The organism is Rhizobium sp. CCGE531 (genome assembly GCF_003627795.1).
Classification (GTDB): Bacteria; Pseudomonadota; Alphaproteobacteria; order Rhizobiales; family Rhizobiaceae; genus Rhizobium.
On record NZ_CP032684.1, the window covers coordinates 2,963,794 to 2,982,615 of the forward strand.

Here is an 18,822-nt window from a genome sequence, read left to right on the forward strand (position 1 = left end):
CCTTATTTTGATTTTGTGTTCAGGCCTCTTTTCCTACGAAGAGGCCCGAATTATTTGATGCGAACGACGTCGAAGCGAACGGGTTATTGATTGCCGGGCAAGCGACAGGCCGCTTGAAAATATTCGACGGCAGACTGAACTCTCCTAGATCATTCGGGAGTTGGCAGCGCGACGGGCGCATGCAATCCTCGTCATCTGCAACGCGCTAAGGGAGAAAATCATGGATATCCGCAACGAAAACAATGCCTCCGGCGGCCGGTATGTCGCGATCGTCGAAGGTCACGAGGCGGAAATGACGTTTTCCCGCACCTCCCCCAAGCTGATCATCATCGATCATACCGGCGTGCCGGATGCCCTGCGCGGCAAGGGTGTCGGCCAGGCTCTGGCTCTTCACGCCGTCGAGGAAGCACGCCGCGGTGGTTGGAAGATCATCCCGCTCTGCCCCTTCTTCAAAGCGCAGGCACAACGCCATGATGGCTGGCGCGACGTCGTCAATCCCTAAAGCACGTCGCGCAAAAGTGTGCAGCGGCTTTGCGATAACGATATGCAAAAAAATCGATAGCTTAAAGCGCACGGAGCGAATCTGAAAGATTGCGACGTGCTTTAAGCGCTGCGGCAATAAGAACCATGCGCATGCTTGGCAATTATTCGAGCAGAGATTAATCCGTCCAGATAGACGGTTTAATTTTCAAAATGCAAAAGCTGCGCATGGCCGGCCCTGTCACGGCCAGTCATGCGCAGCTTTCATGCGCCCTCCGTCAAATCTCCCGCATTGCGAAGATTGCCCTCATATCGGGACGAAGCTAACCGATCCCGAAAGGGCGACGGACTTTGCGTTGTCAGGCGCGTGCCCGCGCCGGACCCAAACCATCACGCTCCTCGAGCGCGGCAGCCTTGGCATATTCCGCCTGCATTTCCTCAAGCGAACTTTCCAGCGTCTCTTCCTGAACCTGCAGCTCACGGATCGACACCTGCAGGTTGTCCGCGCGCTGGCGGGCCGCCTTGGCAAAAGTCGGGTAAGCAAAGTGGTTCGGGTCGGCGATGCCGGACTTCTTCTCTTCCAGCACGATCTGGCTTTCCAGTTCCTTCGTCATGCGGTCAAATTCCGCCATCATCATCTGCAGTTGCTGCAGTTGACGGCGTTTTTCATTCACCTGAAACTCTTTCAGGCGAACAAGGCTCTCACGTGACTTCATACGCATTACTCCCGTGATGCGAGACCCCGGCTCTCGATATTCCCGCCCGCCGAGCCGCTTTGAGACGACTTGGTTAAAAAAAATTACAGCGATCTTAATAAAAGCCTACCGCTGGTAACCTTTCGTTTACGGGCATCGTTAATGATAGGCGCAATGATTTAAGGCTCAGTAAATGTTTCGGTCGGAATTCGACGTGTTCGCATTGATGAGTCGGATGAATCACTTGGCGTGAGTTCTTAATGCAATACTTTAGGAGCAGATTTTACTGATTGTCGTTGGAAAACAGTGCAATGGAAAAATTATTTAATAAATTCGATACGACTTGCCAGAGTGAATCAGAATTTGTTAACCATTGCATGGCAGCTTCCAAATCAACCAGTGATTTGATCGGTATCGCGTAAGGGGGCTGACGACCTTTCGGCGGCGGTAAAGGGGATAATTATGCGGGTTCTACTCATTGAAGACGACAGCGCGACAGCGCAGAGCATCGAACTGATGCTCAAATCCGAAAGTTTCAACGTCTATACCACCGATCTCGGTGAAGAAGGCGTCGATCTCGGAAAGCTTTACGACTACGACATCATTCTTCTCGATCTTAACCTTCCCGATATGTCCGGCTACGAAGTGCTGCGCACGCTGCGCCTTTCGAAGGTCAAGACGCCGATCCTCATCCTCTCCGGCATGGCCGGCATCGAGGACAAGGTTCGCGGCCTCGGCTTCGGCGCTGACGACTATATGACCAAGCCTTTCCACAAGGACGAATTGGTCGCCCGCATCCACGCGATCGTCCGCCGTTCCAAGGGCCATGCACAGTCGGTGATCATGACCGGCGAGCTTATCGTCAACCTCGACGCCAAGACCGTCGAAGTCGGCGGCCAGCGCGTGCACCTGACCGGCAAGGAATACCAGATGCTGGAGCTGCTCTCGCTGCGCAAAGGCACGACGCTCACCAAGGAAATGTTCCTCAACCATCTCTATGGCGGTATGGACGAGCCGGAACTGAAGATCATCGACGTCTTCATCTGCAAGCTCCGCAAGAAGCTGGCCAATGCCGCCGGCGGCGCCAACTACATCGAAACCGTCTGGGGCCGCGGCTACGTGCTGCGCGAGCCCGACAGCAGCGATTTCGCCGAAAGCGCCTGAACCGCCCCCTCATATCCGCCGAAACATGGAAAATCCCGCCTCTTCAGGCGGGATTTTTATTGGCGCCTCAAAATGGCGCGCAAAAGAATAGCCGCCTCGAAGGACGGCTATCGCTTTTCAGATATATCTCGATGAAATCAGGCAGCGGCCGCGCGATTGCCGAATATAGCCGTCAGGATCTTGCGATCGAAAGGCTTCAGCAGAAAATCCGTGGCGCCGGCGCGTTTTCCGGCCATCAGCTTGCGAAGATCGGCCTCGACAACGCAATAATAGATCTTCACGTCCTTGCCGTTGGGCATGGCGCGGATACTAACGATGAGATCGAGCGCCCCTTCCATGCCGGCATCGACGAGCAGATAATCTGGCATTTCGGCCTGGCAGCGCATCAGCGCCTCGCGGGCGTCTCCGGCTTCGCTCACGAGAAAATCCAGCTCGGACAGGATTCGTTTGCCGACCTTTCTGACGACATCAGAACTGTCCGTTATCATGAACCGCTGCATCTATGAGCTCCCTGACATCAGCCGCCATTGTCCAAACGACGGCTTCAAATTGAAACGATAGGAGCAGCAAGCTAAGGATTCGTTACCGGTACATTGTCAATTGCGCGGACAACCGTGAGATTGCACGGAAATTTCAATGCACGAAATAATAAACCCGCGGCCGATGCTCGACCGCGGGCGAAGAACGCGGGTGGACCGGTAGGTTTATCGCGCCGCCATGGACGCGACGAAAGTCAATTCCTCCGGCGTCGCATTGTAGGAAAGCTCCATACCGCTCTCATCGGCGAGAAGGACCGTGTAGTAAGGCTGGATCGAATGTGCATCGACGGCCTCCTCCAGGGTACCGGAGCAGATCTCGGCAAATTTCGGCGGCACGCGCATCAGCCGCCCCTTGACGGTGATCGTGAACTTGGCGTCGAGTTCCGGATTTTCGAGCGTCACATCGAGATTGCCGCCGCGCGGGATGGCGCCATAGGCAACCAGGAAGAGGTTGAGCAGCAGCTTGACGCGGTTCTTGGCAATGATGGCACGCGGGCCGATCCAGCTGACTTCGGTCTTTTTCTCGGCGGCGGCGAAATCCTTGGCCGCCCGTTCTGCTTCGCCTGTGTCGATCGATGCGCCGACCGAGCCGGAAGCACCGAAGGCAAGGCGTGCGAATTTAAGGCGGACAGAGGCGTTGAGCGCGCTCGTGCGGATCAGGTCCATCGCGTCGGCGTCAGCACCACCCTCGTCGAGCAACTCCAGGCCATTGTTGATCGCCCCGACCGGCGAGATCACGTCATGGCAGACGCGGCTGCACAGCAGCGCGGCCAGATCCGGTCCGGTCAAGGTGAGGTTCGGGTTCTTCGACATTCATTGTCTCCTGAATGCTGGCAAGGCAAAATGCAGTCGAGTCCACGTTGCCACGGTAAGGTTGCCCGAGGGTTGTCGCAGCCAGTGTACCGCGCGCCATAATGACACCATATTTGGTAAACCGATTGTTAAGACCATCGACGCAAAATGCATTCATCACCATCAGACTTTTTCGCACGCGAATCGACCTGCGATAGATGGGCGGAATGGTCTGGAGATGGGGCGTGCCATGCGTGGCGCATTCAGGCGAATGCGTTGCCTATTCGCCCCTGTTGCACCGACCATGATGAACGGATGACTTTGATGCGCTATGAATTTCTGAAGAGAATGCCAAGCCCCGGCACCAGGACGCTCGGCCTCGGCCTGATCCTGGCCATTGTCGCATTCGTGAGCTTCGCCTTGCCGGTCCGTCAGGCCTCCGCCGCGCCCACCAATCAGTATTCGGCGCAGGAAATCGTCGACGCCGGCCACTCCTTCTTCGGCTCCGCCAGCGGCGGCCTCGCCAAGGTGGTCGAGCGCGCCTTTCAGCAATATGGTTTGCCGAACGGCTACATCCTCGGCCAGGAAGGCTCCGGCGCATTCCTCGCCGGCTTGACCTACGGCGAAGGCCAGCTCAACACCAAGAATGCCGGCGAGCATCCGCTCTACTGGCAGGGCCCGTCGCTCGGCTTCGACTATGGCGGCCAGGGCGCCCGCGTCATGATGCTGGTCTACGATCTACCGAGCATCAACAGCGTCTATACCCGCTTCGGCGGCGTCAGCGGCCAGGCCTTCGTGGTTGCCGGCTTCGGCATGACCGTGTTGAAGAACAACAACATCGTTCTCGTGCCGATCCGCACTGGCCTTGGCGCCCGCCTCGGCGTCAACCTCGGCTATCTGAAGGTCACGCCCGGCCCGACCTGGAATCCTTTCTGATCCTGCGCCTTATATCGTCTCCCAGGCAGCCCAGCCTTGGCCCGCCAGGATCGCGGGCCTTTTCTTTCCGTAAATTCGGCCTCGCGCCGATAAACCATATCCGCGTTAAACGCTTGCCCGCATGGCTAACCCATGATTAATCATTTTATCGAGATCGAACATAACTCCAGGATACTGGCCGCGTCGTGATTCAATTTGCTCTGTTGTTCGGATTGGGCTTTCTGACAGCCGCTCTTCTGGTCTTTCTCATCGCGCCGGCAATCCATCGTCGCATCGTCTGGTTCACCGAAAAGCGCCTGAAGGCGACCATGCCGCTGAGCCCGCAGGAAGTGCGCGCGCAGAAGGATATGGCGCGCGCCCTCTTTGCGGCCGAAAACGCCAGAACCGAGCACGCCCTGACGCAGGAGCGCGACAAGACCGTTGCCCTGCAGATCCATAACGGCAAGCTTCAGCAGGAAGCGAGCCGCCTCTCCGCCGGAAGCGCGGAGCTGCAGACGCGCATCGACGATCTGGAGGTGGAGGCAGGAGAACTGCGCTCGCGCCTGCGGCATGAAGAGAGCTATATCAGCCAGCTCAAATCGGGCATCCATACCGCCGAGCAGGCCAGTGCGGAAAAGGAAGCCGATATCGACGGATTGCGCAAGCGGATGACGAAGATGGCCGGCGACACGGACAATCTCAGGATCGACCTCGCAACCCGCGAAACCGAAATCGAAAGCCTGAAGCTGCGCATCAATACATTGCGGGACGAGCGTGATACGCTGCGCCAGGATCTGAGTGCGGCAAACCTGCGTGCCGCGGATGCCGGACAGTCGCTGCGGCAGGAAAGCGACAAGACCAAACGGCTCGAGGAGCGCCTCAATCGCGAGATCGCCGGCAGCGCCGACAAGGAAACCGCGATCGAGCGGCAGGCTCAGGATGTCCTTCGCCTGAGGGAGCGGCTCGAGACCGCCATCAAGGAATCCAAGGAGGCCGGCAAGGCGCTGCGTGCGGCCGGCGTCACACCGCCGAAAAAGCCGGCAAGAACGCCGAAGCTTTCGGCCGCCTCGATGGTCGCGGCAGCCGATGACCAGGCGAAGGCTGCAGAACCGCCGCAAGTGGCGGAACCGGAACGGACAGTGGAAGACGAGATCGCCGAAATGACGGAAGAGGTCCGCAACCGGGCGGCGGCCCTTTCGGACCGCCTGCTGAAGACCCGCTCACCCGCGCATGACGACGTCATGCGCGAGGAGATTGCGAAGATCGCTGCCAATATGGTGGCGCTGACGGCGCTCAAGGAGGGCGATAGCTCTCCGATCTTCGGTCTTCTGCCGAAAGATAGGGAAGCCGCAGCGCCGGGTGCACGCCTCAGCCTTGCCGATCGCGTCGCGGCCATGCTGCCGAAGCATCCCTGACTGCCTCTCTCAGATACGCCCGTTCTTCGCAGCCATCTCGAAGAGCGCGATGCCGCTGGCTGTCGCGACATTGAGGCTGTCCAGCCCCGGCGCCTGCGGGATGCGCACGCTGCCGAAGGCGGAAAGGATGCTTTCGGGCAGGCCGTCCCCTTCCGTGCCGACGACAAGCGCCATGCGCTCCGACGCCGCGACATCGCGAATATCGACGGTGCCACCTGGCGACAGGCTCCAGATCGCAAAGCGGCGCTCGGCGAGCGCCGTAAGCAACTCGACGCCGCTCGATTGCCGACGATAAGGTATGGTCAGGATGGAGCCGACCGAAACCCGCAGCGCCTTGCGATAGAGCGGATCGCAACAGCTCTCGTCGAGCAGCACCGCATCCGCGCCGAAGGCCGCCGCATTGCGGAACATCGAACCCATATTGTCGTGATTGGAAATACCGCAGCCGACGAGCACCAGTGCCCGCTTCGGGAGGCGGTCGAGAAGGCCGTTCATCCCCTCTTTCGCCGTCCTGCGCCCCAGTGCTAGAACACCGCGATGCAGATGAAAGCCGACAATGCCGTCGAGCACCTCGGCGGCCGCGACATAGATCGGGACGCCTGGTGGGAAGGTGTCGATGATGTCGTTCAAGCCGGCAACGCGATTTTTGAGCAGCAGCACTTTCTCCGCGACGAAATCACCGCCCGCCTCATGCGCGCCGGCGAGAAGCCGCAGCACCACGGTCCCTTCCGCGATGAAACGGTTCTCTCGACCTGTGAGATCGCGTTCGCGGATATTGCGGAATTCGGCGATGCGCGGATCGTCTGGATGCGTGATCTCGATGGGCCGCTCGCTCGTCATCATCAGGCCGTCAGTTGGACAGCGATATGGTCGCCACGATGCGGCCGATACCGTAGTCGAAGACGATGGCCTGGCGCTGGCCGCCGGCAAGCGTGCCGTAGAACAGGACTTGATTGCCCGACAGCGCCGTGGATTGAACGGTAAAACCCGCCGGCAGCAATGCCGTCACGGCAACCGGGGCATCGGACGGGATGCCGGAAGCCGCCTGTCCTACCGGCTTGGCCGATGGCTTCATCGTCTTGTAGACAACGGCGCCGAAGACAGCCATAAGGCTCACCACCATAACGGCCGCGGAGACGATCTGCAGGCGGATCATCTTGCGTCGGACTTTCTCCAGGGCCGGATCGAGGGGCTTTTCCTCTTGATCGTCTGGCTCGAGATTCGTCATCGATGCGTCCTTACTGATTGAGAGCGCCTTGTGCGCCGGAGAAATACACTTGAGCGACCCCTTTAAAGAAGCCGCGGGCAATAGAAAAGTCCTTACCGCCGATGAAAGTGCCGAAGGACGGCTCGATGCGTGGCTGACGGCCGAGATCGGCGACGAATTCTCCCGCAGCCGCGTGCAGGCGCTGATCAAGCAGGGCTCGGTTCTGCTCAACAATACCCCTGTGACTGACGCCAAGCGCAAGGTGCGCGCCGGCGACGTCTATGAGATCACCCTGCCCGAGCCGGAGGATCCGACGCCGCAGGGCGAGGATATCCCGCTCGACGTCCTCTATGAGGACGATGATGTGATCGTCATCTCCAAGCCCGCCGGGCTGGTCGTCCATCCCGCCGCCGGCAATTGGACGGGCACGCTGGTCAATGCGCTGATCCATCATTGCGGCAACAGTCTTTCCGGCATCGGCGGCGTCCGCCGCCCGGGCATCGTCCATCGGCTGGACAAGGATACGACGGGTGTGATGGTCGTCGCCAAGAACGATGTCGCCCACCGGCATCTGTCGCTGCAATTTGCCGATCATGGCAGGACGACCTCGCTGGAACGTGCCTATCAGGCAATCGTCTGGGGGCGCCCCCGCCAGCTTGTCGGCACCATCGATGCACCCCTCGGCCGGTCGAGCAGCGACCGCACGCGCCGCGCCGTCAAGCGCCCGGATTCGCAGGAAGCCGATGAGGCCATCACGCATTACGAGGTGCTGGAGCGCTTTCACGAGACGCCGGACTCGACTGCGCTTGCCTCGCTGATCGATTGCCATCTGGAAACCGGCCGCACCCACCAGATCCGCGTGCACATGGCGCATATCGGCAACCCGCTGCTCGGCGACGCCGTCTATGGCGGTGGTTTCAAGACCAAGGCCAATCTTCTGCCGGAGGCCGCAAAGCAGGTCGTCAACCGCTTCCCCCGCCAGGCGCTGCACGCCTATATGCTGCAATTCGAGCATCCGCGTACCGGCGAAGTCATGCACTTCGAAGCGCCCCTGCCCGACGACATGGAAGAGCTGGCGGCGGCGCTGAGGGGATAAGCGACGAGGCTTCTCGGCTTCACCGCTGGACGCCCGCGACCTGCCGCCCTATAATATGAGATATGGAGGACCGAAGTCCGAGCGCTTGTGCCTGTCGAAAACGCGACCGCGTTTTCGGGGTCGATATGGCTAAATCGTCTGGCGCTGGACTATTCGGGAGGATAATCCCAAGGGCGATGTCACGGCGAGACCAGTGGTCACGCTGCGATAACACTTGCGTGACCAGATCCTTGAATCACCGTTTTGCCGTACTTATCTTTACATTGGTTCAGTGCGGGGTCCTCGGACCCGTACGCCTTGGTCCGCTTCGCAGAAGGCGCGCAAATACGCCCCCAGAAGGAACCAGATCTTGAATAGGAGGGTGCACAATCATGGCCCGTAATACCTTGCCATCCATCGCCGCCGGTGAAGCCGGCCTCAATCGCTATCTCGACGAAATCCGCAAGTTCCCCATGCTGGAACCGCAGGAAGAGTACATGCTCGCCAAGCGCTATGCGGAACATGCCGACCGTCAGGCCGCGCACAGGCTCGTCACCAGCCATCTGCGCCTCGTGGCGAAGATCGCCATGGGCTATCGCGGCTATGGCCTGCCGATCGGCGAAGTCGTGTCGGAAGGCAATGTCGGCCTGATGCAGGCCGTGAAGAAGTTTGACCCGGAACGCGGCTTCCGCCTAGCAACCTACGCCATGTGGTGGATCAAGGCGTCGATCCAGGAATATATCCTGCGCTCATGGTCGCTGGTGAAGATGGGCACCACCGCCAATCAGAAGCGCCTGTTCTTCAACCTGCGCCGCTTGAAGGGCCGTATCCAGGCCATCGACGACGGCGATCTGAAGCCGGAACATGTCACCGAGATCGCCACCAAGCTGAAGGTCTCGGAAGAGGAAGTCGTTTCGATGAACCGCCGCCTTTCCGGCGACGCTTCGCTGAACGCGCCGATCAAGGCTGCCGAAGGCGATTCCGGCCAGTGGCAGGATTGGCTGGTGGATGATCACGACAGCCAGGAAGACGTGCTGATCGAACAGGACGAGCTCGACACGCGCCGCCGCATGCTGGCGCGCGCCATGGGCGTGCTGAACGATCGCGAGCGCCGCATCTTCGAGGCACGCCGCCTCGCCGATGAGCCGGTGACATTGGAAGATCTCTCGACGGAATTCGACATCAGCCGCGAACGCGTCCGCCAGATCGAGGTTCGCGCCTTCGAAAAGGTTCAGGAAGCCGTGCAGAAGGATGCGCTGGAACGCGCCAAGGCGCTGCGCGTCGTCGAAGCGACAGCCTGAAACCTATCTCGGAAGGCTTCCAACGGGTAGAAATGAAAAGGCGGGCCGCAAGCCCGCCTTTTGCATATCCATCTATGTCAGAAAGCCTTACTGACCGCTCGACGCGACACCGCCAAGTGCCTGCCATTCCGAAATTGCCTTGTTGAACGCATCGGTGCCGGTCGGACCCTTTTCCATCGTCAGCAGGGCGCGTCGGCCATTGCGATAGACGACCGGGATGTCGATCCAATTGCGGCTTTTCAAGAGATCGAGGTTGGTCTTGCGTGCATCCGGGAAATCGTTGAGCGCGACCATGTAGACATCGTCTGTCACCTTGGCCGGCACCGCGATCAACGCATCGCCGCGATCCTGTTCGGTCGCCTTCAGCGCAACGCGCTGTACATTATCGATCGCCCCGCCTTCGAATGTCGGGGGGACCTGGAATGCCAGCTCGATCAGATGGCTCGCCGGAAGCGAGGAATCCGAATTCCGCGAAACGGTGATCGTGGCGGTCAGGCCGCGATCCGGAACGCTGATAAGCCCCTGTACCGAAGGCTCCGGCCGGCCATCGGCCCCCTTGCCTTCCTGAACGGACCAGGTGACGGTGCCCTGGAAGGCAGACGGCGAGGTTTGGCCAAGGCGCTCCTCATAGAGGAAAACCTTCTGCCCGTCGGTAGCTGCCGCCGTCTGCTGCGTCACGGGCGGCGGCTGATTGGCGGGTGCCTGCTGTTGCTGGCTGGCCGCGGGTGCCTGTTGGTCCGTGGAAGCGGATGGGCTTGGCGCGGCAGCCGCGGGCGCCTGGGTCTGCGCGGCAGCGGCATTGTTCGCGGGCGGCGTCGCCGTCGCGGACGGTGCGGCGGAAGCAACATTCTGCTCAGCTACGGACTTGCCCTCGACGACACCCGGCTGACCGTTCGGAGCCGGCCCCTCATCCTTTTCGGCACCGTTGGTCAGAAGACGCTGCGTGAACTTCGTATTGACCGTATTCGGGTCGCTGGTTACAGCGGCGACATTCGTATTGCCGGCGCCCGACGGCTGCTGGGTCGCCGCATTTTTCTGCTGCGGTGCAGCCGCCTGCTGCTGGGCAGGGGCGGAAGCGTTACCGTTCTTCGCGGCATCTTTGCCCGCCGTATCCGTAGCCGGTGGTGTCGCCCCGTTCTTCGTTGCAGAGCTAACGAGCTTCGTTACCATGTTGTTGAGCGCATCACGGTTCAGCCAGGCTGCGTAGCCACCTCCCCCTACGACCGCAAGTCCCACAAGCGTGACGATGATGCCGGTGATATTGAAACGACGGCGCTTCGGCTCCATGCGGAAGCTGCGGCCCTGCAGTTTTGCCGCCATGGCCTGATCGAGATCAGGCGGAACTGAGGAGCCACCGCCCCGCTCGTCTTCCGCGCGCTTGTCGAAGCCGGCAAGCTCCTTGAGCTCGCGCCAGCCATCGTTGGCGGCATCCGCATCCGGTGCCGTCTTGCTGGGGGGATGCACATCCGCAAAGAGATCGACGTCGTCAAAGGCGTTTTCCGGCATCTGCCGAGCCGGCTGCTGGACCGGCGTGCCAGCCGCAGGCGAAGGCTGCAATTCCTCGAAGACATCGGCATCCCAGGCAAAGCCCTTGTTGATGGCGGGCGCCTTCGCGGTCTCGGGTGCCTCGACGGGATGGCCGAACGGCGTCTCCGCGAAAGCCGCGGCCGGCATGACCGGCTCGGGCTCGGAATGACGAGTCGGCGCATCCACCTCGGCCCAGATCTGCTCGACCTGGCTTATGACGTCGTCAACCGGCGTGGATCGCGCGCCTTGTGCGGGCGCCGCGTGGACAGGCTCTACGGCAACCGCCGGCGCCTCTTCCACATGATGTTGCGGCTCGTCCTGATAAACCGGCTCGAGGGTCGGTTCCTCGTCTATCTCGGCATGGTGCTCGACGCCGGCATGTGCATGTTCGGCAGCCGGAACATGGGGCTCCTCTTCGCGGTGCGGCTCGCCCCATTCCTCGACAGGCTGATGCTCATGCGCATGGTCCTGCTCGCCATGCGAAGCAGGCTCCTCGTGAGCGGGCTCCTCATGGACGGGTTCTTCATGGGCCGGCTGAGCAACCTCGCCCTCCTCATGGGCATGAACCGCGGCCGGAGCGGCCACAGGCTCTTCCACATCCGCTTCGGCATGGACTTCTTCAGCCTGATGTTGCTCGTGAACAGGCTCGGGAGCGACATCCTCGTGCACCACGGGCTCGTGCGCCGCAGGCTCGTGCACCACGGGCGCTTCCGCAACCGGTTCCTCGGCTCCAGGAAGGGCCTCGGCATGCTCGGCCTCGACCTCGACGATTGCGACCTCGAGCTTGTCGAGCTGACGGCGCAGCATTTCCTCGGGGGGGCGCGGTTTCATGCTCTCGAGCTGCCGTTGCACGGCACCACGAGCTCGATCGTAAACCTTGACCCGCATTTCGGGAGTATTTTCGGCCAGGCCGTCAACGGCCCGTCGAATAACTGCTACAAAATCCGCCATCAGTACTTTCTCATGATGCCCGGCGGGCAGCCGGGCCAGGATTCGTCATAGATACGCGACTTTAGCCTTCAAAGGGGTCAGTCACAAGTATGGTGTCCTCACGCTCGGGACTGGTCGAAAGCAGCGCCACCGGCGCGCCGATCAGCTCTTCCACCTGGCGGACATATTTGATCGCCTGCGCCGGCAGATCGGCCCATTTGCGCGCGCCGACGGTCGATTCCTTCCAGCCTTCGAGCGTGATGTAGACCGGCTCGACGCGGGCCTGTGCCGCCTGGCTTGCCGGCAGGTAGTCGATTTCCTTGCCGTCGAGCGTGTAGCCGACGCAGATCTTCAGCTCGTCGAGGCCGTCGAGCACGTCGAGCTTGGTAAGCGCAATACCGGTGATGCCCGAGGTCTTCACCGTCTGGCGCACCAGCACGGCGTCGAACCAGCCGCAGCGGCGCGGACGGCCGGTATTGACGCCCACTTCGCGGCCGACGGTCGACAGGTGCTTGCCGATCTCGTCATGCAGTTCGCAGGGGAACGGTCCCTCGCCGACGCGGGTCGTATAGGCCTTGGTAATGCCGAGCACATAGCCAAGGGCCGTCGGACCGAGTCCCGAACCGGCCGCTGCCTGTCCGGCCACCGTGTTGGACGAGGTCACGAACGGATATGTGCCGTGGTCGTTATCCAGCAGCGCGCCCTGCGCGCCTTCGAAAAGAATGCGGGCGCCGGCCTTGCGCTGCTCGTCGAGCAACCGCCAGACCTGATCGATATAGGGAAGAATATGCTCCGCGACGGAGCTGAGCTCTTCGTGCAGGGCATCGAAGGAGATCTCGTTGACGCCCATGCCGCGGCGCAGCGCATTGTGATGGGTCAGAAGCCGGTCGATCTTGGCCGGCAGCGTTTCCGGTTCGGCGAGATCGATGACGCGGATGGCGCGGCGACCGACCTTGTCTTCATAGGCGGGACCGATGCCGCGGCGCGTCGTGCCGATCTTCGTACCGCTGTTGGAGGCGGCATCCTCGCGCATCGCGTCCAGATCGCGATGCAGCGACAGGATCAGCGGCGCGTTCTCGGCAATGCGCAATACATCGGGGGTTACCGCGATGCCCTGGGCGCGCAGTTTTTCCACTTCGGCGACGAAATGGTGGGGATCGACGACGACGCCATTGCCGATGACGCTGAGCTTGCCGCGCACGAGCCCGGAAGGCAGCAGCGCCAGCTTGTAGCTGACGCCATCGACGACGAGCGTATGACCAGCATTATGGCCGCCCTGAAAGCGTACAATCACATCGGCGCGTTCCGAAAGCCAATCGACAATCTTGCCCTTGCCTTCGTCGCCCCACTGCGAGCCGATCACTACAACGTTCGTCATTTATCCATTCCCGCTTCCTGCGCGCGGAGGCGCGCCTTGCTCAAACCCGCGCATCTATAAAGCTTTGTTTTTCGGAAAGCGACCCTGTTGTCTCAGGAGATTCGGCTTTTTGCATGACGAATCAGCGCCTCCAACAGGATTTTTCCGATCGGCTGGCCGGATAAGCTTGAGGATCACTCTTACCCGGCCAAGCATGATCCACCATCACATGCCGGGCGTATGTGCGACGGCGCGGAAATAGTCCTGCTCGAACGAGGCCATCGCACCGACGGGCTTTCCATCCAGATCAAGCAGCAAAGCCGGCATCCGCCGGTTGCGATTGAAAGGGTCCGCAGCCGAACGAGCTGGCTATCCGAGCTCTAGCGTGGTCACCCCAAAAACGCGATCGAGCGGTATTTCCGGCATCTTGCCGCGATACATGCGAGCCGTTTCGAAGACCGGCGACAGATCGCAATCTTCCGCAAGCTTGATGGCGTGAGCATTGTCCACCGGCACATCCAGATAGACCGGTGCGCCCTTGGTCTTCGCAAGCAGCCTGCTCAGCAGGGCAAGCGCCACGTCCGGCTTGTTGGCAAACAGCGGACCGATCTTGTAGCCCTCGAAACAGCGCCGGATCGTGCCGTAGCCGCGAACCCTGCTACCGCCGCCCACGATAAAGGACGTGCGCCTCTCCGGAACACCGCACCAGGCACGAATGAAGGAATAGCGCAGCCCGGGGAAAATTTCGGCGTCATAGTGCACCAACCCGTCGAGCTTGCCGTCGGTTACGGGCACCACCTGCCTTGCCTGCTGCTCCCCTATATCGGGCACCTTGGGGATGCCGCCATAGCGCAGGGTCCGATAAGCGGTCTCAAAACCGTGCCGGCGATAGTTTTCCTGTTGCGCAACGACCCCATCCAGTCCGACGGTGCGATTGCCGGCAAGCGCCATGCCCTTGTTCCAGAGCTGCTTGCCGTATCCCCTGCCGCGAAGCTCCGGATGGAGAATGTAAAGGCCAAGAAACGCGAAAGTCTCGCCATATCGAACGACGGAGATGCAGCCGACCGGCACCTCTCCGATCGCGCCGACCAGAAAGCCGGATGGATCTGCTTCCCAGAAGGCTGGAGCATCATCAATACCGGGGTTCCATCCCTCTTGCCGAGCCCATTCCAGGGCAAGCTCCAGCTCGCCAGCCCGCATTGTACGCACGGCAAAAGTCGACTTCATGCAATAGTCCCGAACCGCCCATTACACAGCCGCTCCCCACGGAACGATTGCGCCCAATTCATCATGCGGCAACATGGTGCCGATCACAAGCAATAGCCAACGATAAGTTTAAAGTATAAAGGCTTCGTTTCGCTGGGAACGCAGACTATAGCCCCAGAAGAACCGCATGAATTATGGGTTCCTATGTGACACTTCCGTCGTAATTGTCACGGTAGAGGCATCGCATATAGGCGTCCCCCGCGAACCTGTGTATAAGCGCAGGCGATCGCCAATGCCGGCTCTGCGTTTCGACACCGAAGCCGGCGCAAGCTAGAGGATTGAAGTTTCATGCGCATCACGATGATCGGCTCGGGTTATGTGGGGCTGGTGTCCGGTGTCTGCTTTGCCGACTTCGGCCATGACGTCATCTGCGTCGACAAGGACGCAAGCAAGATCGAGGCGCTGCGACGCGGTGAAATACCGATCTTCGAACCGGGCCTGGAGCAGCTCGTTGCAGACAATGTCCGCGCCGGTCGCCTCTCCTTCACCACGGACGTCGAAACCAGCGTCGCCGACAGCGACGTCGTCTTCATCGCGGTGGGCACGCCGTCACGGCGCGGCGACGGCCATGCCGATCTTTCCTATGTCCATGCAGCCGCCCGCGAGATTGCCGAGCATGTCAAAGGCTTCACGGTCATCGTCACCAAATCGACCGTGCCTGTTGGTACCGGCGACGAGGTCGAACGCATCGTGCGCGAAACCAATCCGCAAGCCGACGTCGCCATCGTCTCCAATCCGGAATTCCTGCGCGAGGGTGCGGCTATCGAGGATTTCAAGCGGCCGGACCGCATCGTCATCGGCCTCAATGACGAGCGCGCCCGCGGTGTGATGACCGAGGTCTACCGGCCGCTCTATCTCAACCAGGCGCCGCTGCTCTTTACCTCCCGCCGCACGTCGGAACTGATCAAATACGCCGCCAATGCCTTCCTCGCCATGAAGATCACCTTCATCAACGAGATGGCCGATCTCTGCGAGAAGGTGGGCGCCAACGTCCAGGAAGTCTCGCGCGGCATCGGGTTTGACGGCCGCATCGGTTCGAAATTCCTGCATGCCGGTCCAGGTTATGGCGGCTCCTGCTTCCCAAAGGATACGCTGGCGCTCGCCAAGACGGCGCAGGATTACGACAGCCCCGTGCGCCTGATCGAAACGACCGTTTCGATCAACGATAACCGCAAGCGCGCCATGGGCCGCAAGGTGATCGCGGCCATGGGCGGCGATATCAGGGGCAAGGCGATCGCAGTCCTCGGCCTGACCTTCAAGCCGAATACCGACGACATGCGCGATAGCCCTTCGATCTCGATCATCCAGACGCTGCAGGATGCCGGCGCCACGGTGACGGGCTACGATCCGGAAGGCATGGACAATGCCCGCCTGGTGATCGACAACATCGCCTATGCGGACGATGCCTACAGCGCCGCGCGCGACGCCGACGCGCTCGTCATCGTCACCGAGTGGAACCAATTCCGCGCGCTGGATTTCGCCCGGCTGAAATCCGTCATGAAGGCGCCGGTCCTCGTCGACCTTAGAAACATCTATCGCCATGACGAGGTCACAAAGCACGGCTTTGCCTATACAAGCGTCGGCAGACCCTCGAGCGACGCCACACTTTAGAGCGTTTACGCATTCCGAACGGAAAACCGCTACGCACTTTTCCTGGAAATGCTTTAAGCAAAGGCCGATCAATGCGCTATCTCATCACCGGCACCGCCGGCTTCATCGGATTCCACCTCGCCAAGCGCCTGCTCGACGAGGGTCATTTCGTGGTCGGCTTCGACGGCATGACGCCCTATTACGACGTCAGGCTCAAGGAGAAGCGGACCGCCATCCTCGCCCGCTCCAACGGCTTCAAGGCCGTGACGGGCATGCTTGAGGACAAGGCAGCGCTGGATCGCGCGGCAGAACTCGCCGAGCCTGACGTGATCGTCCACCTCGCCGCACAGGCCGGCGTGCGTTACAGCCTCGAAAATCCACGCTCCTACGTTGATTCCAACCTCGTTGGCTCATTCAACATCCTGGAGCTGGCAAGAGACCTGCAGCCGAAGCACCTGCTGCTCGCCTCCACCTCCTCCGTCTACGGTGCCAACGAAAAGATCCCCTTTGCCGAAAGCGACAAGGCCGACGAGCAGATGACGATCTACGCCGCGACCAAGAAGAGCATGGAGCTGATGGCGCATAGCTACGCCCATCTCTTCCACGTACCTACCACCGCTTTCCGCTTCTTCACGGTCTATGGCCCCTGGGGTCGCCCTGACATGGCGCTGTTCAAATTCGTCGACGCCATCCGCAATGACAGGCCGATCGAAATCTACGGCGAAGGCAAGATGAGCCGCGATTTCACCTACATCGACGATCTCGTCGAAGGCATCGTGCGCCTGATCGGCGTCGTGCCTTCGGAAGAAAACCGGGTCGTATCGGAGACGGTCATCGACACCTTGTCGAAGAACGCCCCTTTCCGCGTCGTCAATATCGGCGGCGGCCAGCCGGTGGGGTTGATGAGTTTTGTCGAGACGATCGAAACGATGCTCGGCAAGCAAGCGATCCGCAAGATGCTGCCCATGCAGCCCGGCGACGTTCACAACACCTATGCCGTGCCGGACCTGCTGGTGGCGCTGACAGGCTTCAAGCCGCAGATCGAAGTCGACGAGGGCGTGCGCCGCTTCGTTGAGTGGTATCAGGAAAACTATTGAGCGAAATGGCAGGCATCGTCGAAACGGAACATTGGATCGAGAGCGACGCCGGGCGCCTCTACGCCAAATCGTGGACACCGGATGCCGAAACCTCACTGCAACCGATAATCCTGTTTCACGACTCCCTCGGATGCATCGCGCTTTGGAGGGATTTCCCGAAACAGCTCGCCCATTCCCTCGGCCGTCAGGTGATCGCTTATGATCGGCTGGGCTACGGTCGGTCCGATGCCCGCACGGACCTTCTGCAGCAGGACTTCGTGGCCCTGGAGGCCGAGCAGGCCGTGCCGCTGCTGTGCGAACAATTCTCCATTCGGGAATTCATCGCCTGCGGACACAGTGTGGGCGGCGGCATGGCCGTGGAGACGGGAGCGCGCTTTGGCGAACGCTGCCAGGCCGTGATCACCATTGCCGTCCAGGCTTTCGTGGAGGAGAGAACCCTGCAAGGTATCAGGGTCGCACAGCAGGAATTTAGATCGGCGGAGACCTTCGCCCGGCTTGAGAGATATCACGGCAGCAAGACTGATTGGGTGCTGCACGCATGGATCGACACCTGGCTTGCTCCCGAGCGCGCCGGGTGGACCCTCGATCCGGCACTTGAAAAGCTTCATTGCCCGGTGCTCGCCATCCATGGAGAGCGTGACGAATATGGCTCCGAGGCCCATCCGCACCGGATCGCTGCCGGGCGTGGAACGGTCTATATCTTGCCGGACACCGGACATTCGCCGCATCGCGAGCGCCCTGGCCTGGTCATGAAAGCGATCGAAGACTTTCTGGCGTAAAATGACGGGAAAAGCCGGCTTACTCGGCCTGACCTGCGGAATGATAGGCCCGGTCGAAATAGACGAGCCCCTGCCCGCCGTCGCGCTGGCGAATGGCATCGACCTCGCAGAACAGGATGTCATGCGTGCCGCCATCGGCTCGACGCACAATCCGGCAATCGAACGACACGAGAGCATCTTCCAGCACCGGCGCACCGGTGGACAATGCCGACCAGGAGGCAGCCGCGAAACGCTCGGCAACCGGGGTCTTGCCCCCGAAGAGACGCGACAGATCTCCATGCGCTTCCGACAAGACATTGACGCAGAGCACGCCGTTTTGCGTCACGGCGGGATGAACGGAAGCGCCGCGATTGAGGCAGACGAGCAAGGTTGGAGGGCTGTCGGTGACGCTGCAGACCGCGGTCGCCGCAAAGCCGGCAAGCCCGGCGGGGCCATTGGTCGTGACGATGTTCACGGCTGCCGCCATGCGCGCCATGGCGTTGCGAAATTCGGTTCGCACCGCATCGGGATCGGCGACGGGCACCGCCCTCTCGATTGCCACGGAGGTTTTCATGTTCATTCCCACAGTCCCCTAACTCGCGCCGGACAGCCCACACTATCTGGAGGATCGATGCGCCTCAAGAAACGACATTTTACGGAAGCGGCCCGCAGTGAGCAATAAATTCCCTATAAAATCTATCAATAATGGGAAAA

Annotated in this window: 18 protein-coding genes; 9 read left to right on the forward strand and 9 right to left on the reverse strand. The window is 60.7% G+C overall.

Going from position 1 to position 18,822, the window contains the following annotated elements; genetic code table 11:
- The first annotated feature begins 220 nt into the window (after positions 1-220).
- Positions 221-502: a GNAT family N-acetyltransferase gene (locus tag CCGE531_RS14475; protein WP_120664795.1), complete on the forward strand. Its 282-nt coding sequence runs from the start codon at positions 221-223 to the stop codon at positions 500-502.
- A 337-nt stretch (positions 503-839) separates the two neighbouring features.
- Here CCGE531_RS14475 and CCGE531_RS14480 read toward each other — a convergent pair whose 3' ends face one another.
- Positions 840-1,196, reverse strand: coding sequence for a flagellar export protein FliJ (locus tag CCGE531_RS14480; RefSeq protein ID WP_120664796.1), 357 nt, complete (start codon positions 1,194-1,196; stop codon positions 840-842).
- Positions 1,197-1,637: 441 nt separating this feature from the next.
- Between CCGE531_RS14480 and ctrA the strand changes: the two genes are divergently transcribed.
- Positions 1,638-2,339: a cell cycle two-component system response regulator CtrA gene (ctrA, locus tag CCGE531_RS14485; RefSeq protein WP_069611718.1), complete on the forward strand. Its 702-nt coding sequence runs from the start codon at positions 1,638-1,640 to the stop codon at positions 2,337-2,339.
- Between the two features lie 137 nt (positions 2,340-2,476).
- Here ctrA and CCGE531_RS14490 read toward each other — a convergent pair whose 3' ends face one another.
- Together CCGE531_RS14490 and CCGE531_RS14495 are read right to left on the reverse strand one after the other, a co-directional pair.
- Complete coding sequence (locus CCGE531_RS14490) at positions 2,477-2,839, reverse strand: response regulator (RefSeq protein ID WP_120664797.1); 363 nt, start codon at positions 2,837-2,839, stop codon at positions 2,477-2,479.
- 204 nt (positions 2,840-3,043) lie between these two features.
- Positions 3,044-3,691: a histidine phosphotransferase family protein gene (locus CCGE531_RS14495; protein WP_120664798.1), complete on the reverse strand. Its 648-nt coding sequence runs from the start codon at positions 3,689-3,691 to the stop codon at positions 3,044-3,046.
- Positions 3,692-3,994: 303 nt separating this feature from the next.
- Here CCGE531_RS14495 and CCGE531_RS14500 point away from each other — a divergent pair, with 303 nt between their 5' ends.
- Complete coding sequence (locus tag CCGE531_RS14500; protein WP_120664799.1) at positions 3,995-4,606, forward strand: EipA family protein; 612 nt, start codon at positions 3,995-3,997, stop codon at positions 4,604-4,606.
- A 185-nt stretch (positions 4,607-4,791) separates the two neighbouring features.
- Complete coding sequence (locus CCGE531_RS14505; protein ID WP_120664800.1) at positions 4,792-6,000, forward strand: hypothetical protein; 1,209 nt, start codon at positions 4,792-4,794, stop codon at positions 5,998-6,000.
- Between the two features lie 9 nt (positions 6,001-6,009).
- On the opposite strand, the gene CCGE531_RS14510 is transcribed toward CCGE531_RS14505, so the two are convergent.
- Positions 6,010-6,840, reverse strand: a complete 831-nt coding sequence (locus CCGE531_RS14510; protein WP_120666845.1) for an RNA methyltransferase — start codon at positions 6,838-6,840, stop codon at positions 6,010-6,012.
- Between the two features lie 10 nt (positions 6,841-6,850).
- A complete protein-coding gene (locus CCGE531_RS14515; RefSeq protein ID WP_120664801.1) occupies positions 6,851-7,228 on the reverse strand; it encodes a hypothetical protein in 378 nt (125 codons plus the stop codon).
- 49 nt (positions 7,229-7,277) lie between these two features.
- Between CCGE531_RS14515 and CCGE531_RS14520 the strand changes: the two genes are divergently transcribed.
- Complete coding sequence (locus CCGE531_RS14520; RefSeq protein ID WP_120664802.1) at positions 7,278-8,303, forward strand: RluA family pseudouridine synthase; 1,026 nt, start codon at positions 7,278-7,280, stop codon at positions 8,301-8,303.
- A gap of 371 nt (positions 8,304-8,674) precedes the next feature.
- Positions 8,675-9,583 (forward strand): RNA polymerase sigma factor RpoH, encoded by a 909-nt coding sequence (gene rpoH / locus CCGE531_RS14525; protein WP_120664803.1) that lies wholly within the window; start codon positions 8,675-8,677, stop codon positions 9,581-9,583.
- 87 nt (positions 9,584-9,670) lie between these two features.
- Here rpoH and CCGE531_RS14530 read toward each other — a convergent pair whose 3' ends face one another.
- The 3 genes from CCGE531_RS14530 to CCGE531_RS14540 all read right to left on the reverse strand — a co-directional run bounded on the left by CCGE531_RS14530 (position 9,671) and on the right by CCGE531_RS14540 (position 14,624).
- Entirely contained in the window at positions 9,671-12,061 is a 2,391-nt protein-coding gene (locus tag CCGE531_RS14530) for a hypothetical protein (RefSeq protein ID WP_120664804.1), read from the reverse strand.
- Between the two features lie 61 nt (positions 12,062-12,122).
- Complete coding sequence (locus tag CCGE531_RS14535; RefSeq protein ID WP_120664805.1) at positions 12,123-13,418, reverse strand: adenylosuccinate synthase; 1,296 nt, start codon at positions 13,416-13,418, stop codon at positions 12,123-12,125.
- A gap of 348 nt (positions 13,419-13,766) precedes the next feature.
- Positions 13,767-14,624, reverse strand: coding sequence for a GNAT family N-acetyltransferase (locus CCGE531_RS14540; protein ID WP_120664806.1), 858 nt, complete (start codon positions 14,622-14,624; stop codon positions 13,767-13,769).
- A gap of 327 nt (positions 14,625-14,951) precedes the next feature.
- Between CCGE531_RS14540 and CCGE531_RS14545 the strand changes: the two genes are divergently transcribed.
- The 3 genes from CCGE531_RS14545 (at position 14,952) to CCGE531_RS14555 (ending at position 18,129) form a co-directional block, all read left to right on the forward strand.
- On the forward strand, positions 14,952-16,274 hold the full coding sequence (locus tag CCGE531_RS14545) for a UDP-glucose/GDP-mannose dehydrogenase family protein (protein WP_120664807.1): 1,323 nt from the start codon (positions 14,952-14,954) through the stop codon (positions 16,272-16,274).
- A 71-nt stretch (positions 16,275-16,345) separates the two neighbouring features.
- Positions 16,346-17,350, forward strand: coding sequence for an NAD-dependent epimerase (locus tag CCGE531_RS14550; protein ID WP_120664808.1), 1,005 nt, complete (start codon positions 16,346-16,348; stop codon positions 17,348-17,350).
- A gap of 5 nt (positions 17,351-17,355) precedes the next feature.
- A complete protein-coding gene (locus CCGE531_RS14555; RefSeq protein WP_162943955.1) occupies positions 17,356-18,129 on the forward strand; it encodes an alpha/beta hydrolase in 774 nt (257 codons plus the stop codon).
- Between the two features lie 19 nt (positions 18,130-18,148).
- Here CCGE531_RS14555 and rutF read toward each other — a convergent pair whose 3' ends face one another.
- A complete protein-coding gene (gene rutF, locus CCGE531_RS14560; RefSeq protein ID WP_120664810.1) occupies positions 18,149-18,688 on the reverse strand; it encodes an NADH-dependent FMN reductase RutF in 540 nt (179 codons plus the stop codon).
- Positions 18,689-18,822: the final 134 nt, after the last annotated feature.

Coding starts and splice junctions, on each gene's coding strand:
- CCGE531_RS14475 (WP_120664795.1), top strand. CDS start 221: ATGGATATCCGCAACGAAAACAATGCCTCCGGCGGCCGGTATGTCGCG.
- CCGE531_RS14480 (WP_120664796.1), bottom strand. CDS start 1,196: ATGAAGTCACGTGAGAGCCTTGTTCGCCTGAAAGAGTTTCAGGTGAAT.
- ctrA (WP_069611718.1), top strand. CDS start 1,638: ATGCGGGTTCTACTCATTGAAGACGACAGCGCGACAGCGCAGAGCATC.
- CCGE531_RS14490 (WP_120664797.1), bottom strand. CDS start 2,839: ATGCAGCGGTTCATGATAACGGACAGTTCTGATGTCGTCAGAAAGGTC.
- CCGE531_RS14495 (WP_120664798.1), bottom strand. CDS start 3,691: ATGTCGAAGAACCCGAACCTCACCTTGACCGGACCGGATCTGGCCGCG.
- CCGE531_RS14500 (WP_120664799.1), top strand. CDS start 3,995: ATGCGCTATGAATTTCTGAAGAGAATGCCAAGCCCCGGCACCAGGACG.
- CCGE531_RS14510 (WP_120666845.1), bottom strand. CDS start 6,840: ATGACGAGCGAGCGGCCCATCGAGATCACGCATCCAGACGATCCGCGC.
- CCGE531_RS14515 (WP_120664801.1), bottom strand. CDS start 7,228: ATGACGAATCTCGAGCCAGACGATCAAGAGGAAAAGCCCCTCGATCCG.
- rpoH (WP_120664803.1), top strand. CDS start 8,675: ATGGCCCGTAATACCTTGCCATCCATCGCCGCCGGTGAAGCCGGCCTC.
- CCGE531_RS14530 (WP_120664804.1), bottom strand. CDS start 12,061: ATGGCGGATTTTGTAGCAGTTATTCGACGGGCCGTTGACGGCCTGGCC.
- CCGE531_RS14535 (WP_120664805.1), bottom strand. CDS start 13,418: ATGACGAACGTTGTAGTGATCGGCTCGCAGTGGGGCGACGAAGGCAAG.
- CCGE531_RS14540 (WP_120664806.1), bottom strand. CDS start 14,624: ATGAAGTCGACTTTTGCCGTGCGTACAATGCGGGCTGGCGAGCTGGAG.
- CCGE531_RS14545 (WP_120664807.1), top strand. CDS start 14,952: ATGCGCATCACGATGATCGGCTCGGGTTATGTGGGGCTGGTGTCCGGT.
- CCGE531_RS14550 (WP_120664808.1), top strand. CDS start 16,346: ATGCGCTATCTCATCACCGGCACCGCCGGCTTCATCGGATTCCACCTC.
- CCGE531_RS14555 (WP_162943955.1), top strand. CDS start 17,356: ATGGCAGGCATCGTCGAAACGGAACATTGGATCGAGAGCGACGCCGGG.
- rutF (WP_120664810.1), bottom strand. CDS start 18,688: ATGAACATGAAAACCTCCGTGGCAATCGAGAGGGCGGTGCCCGTCGCC.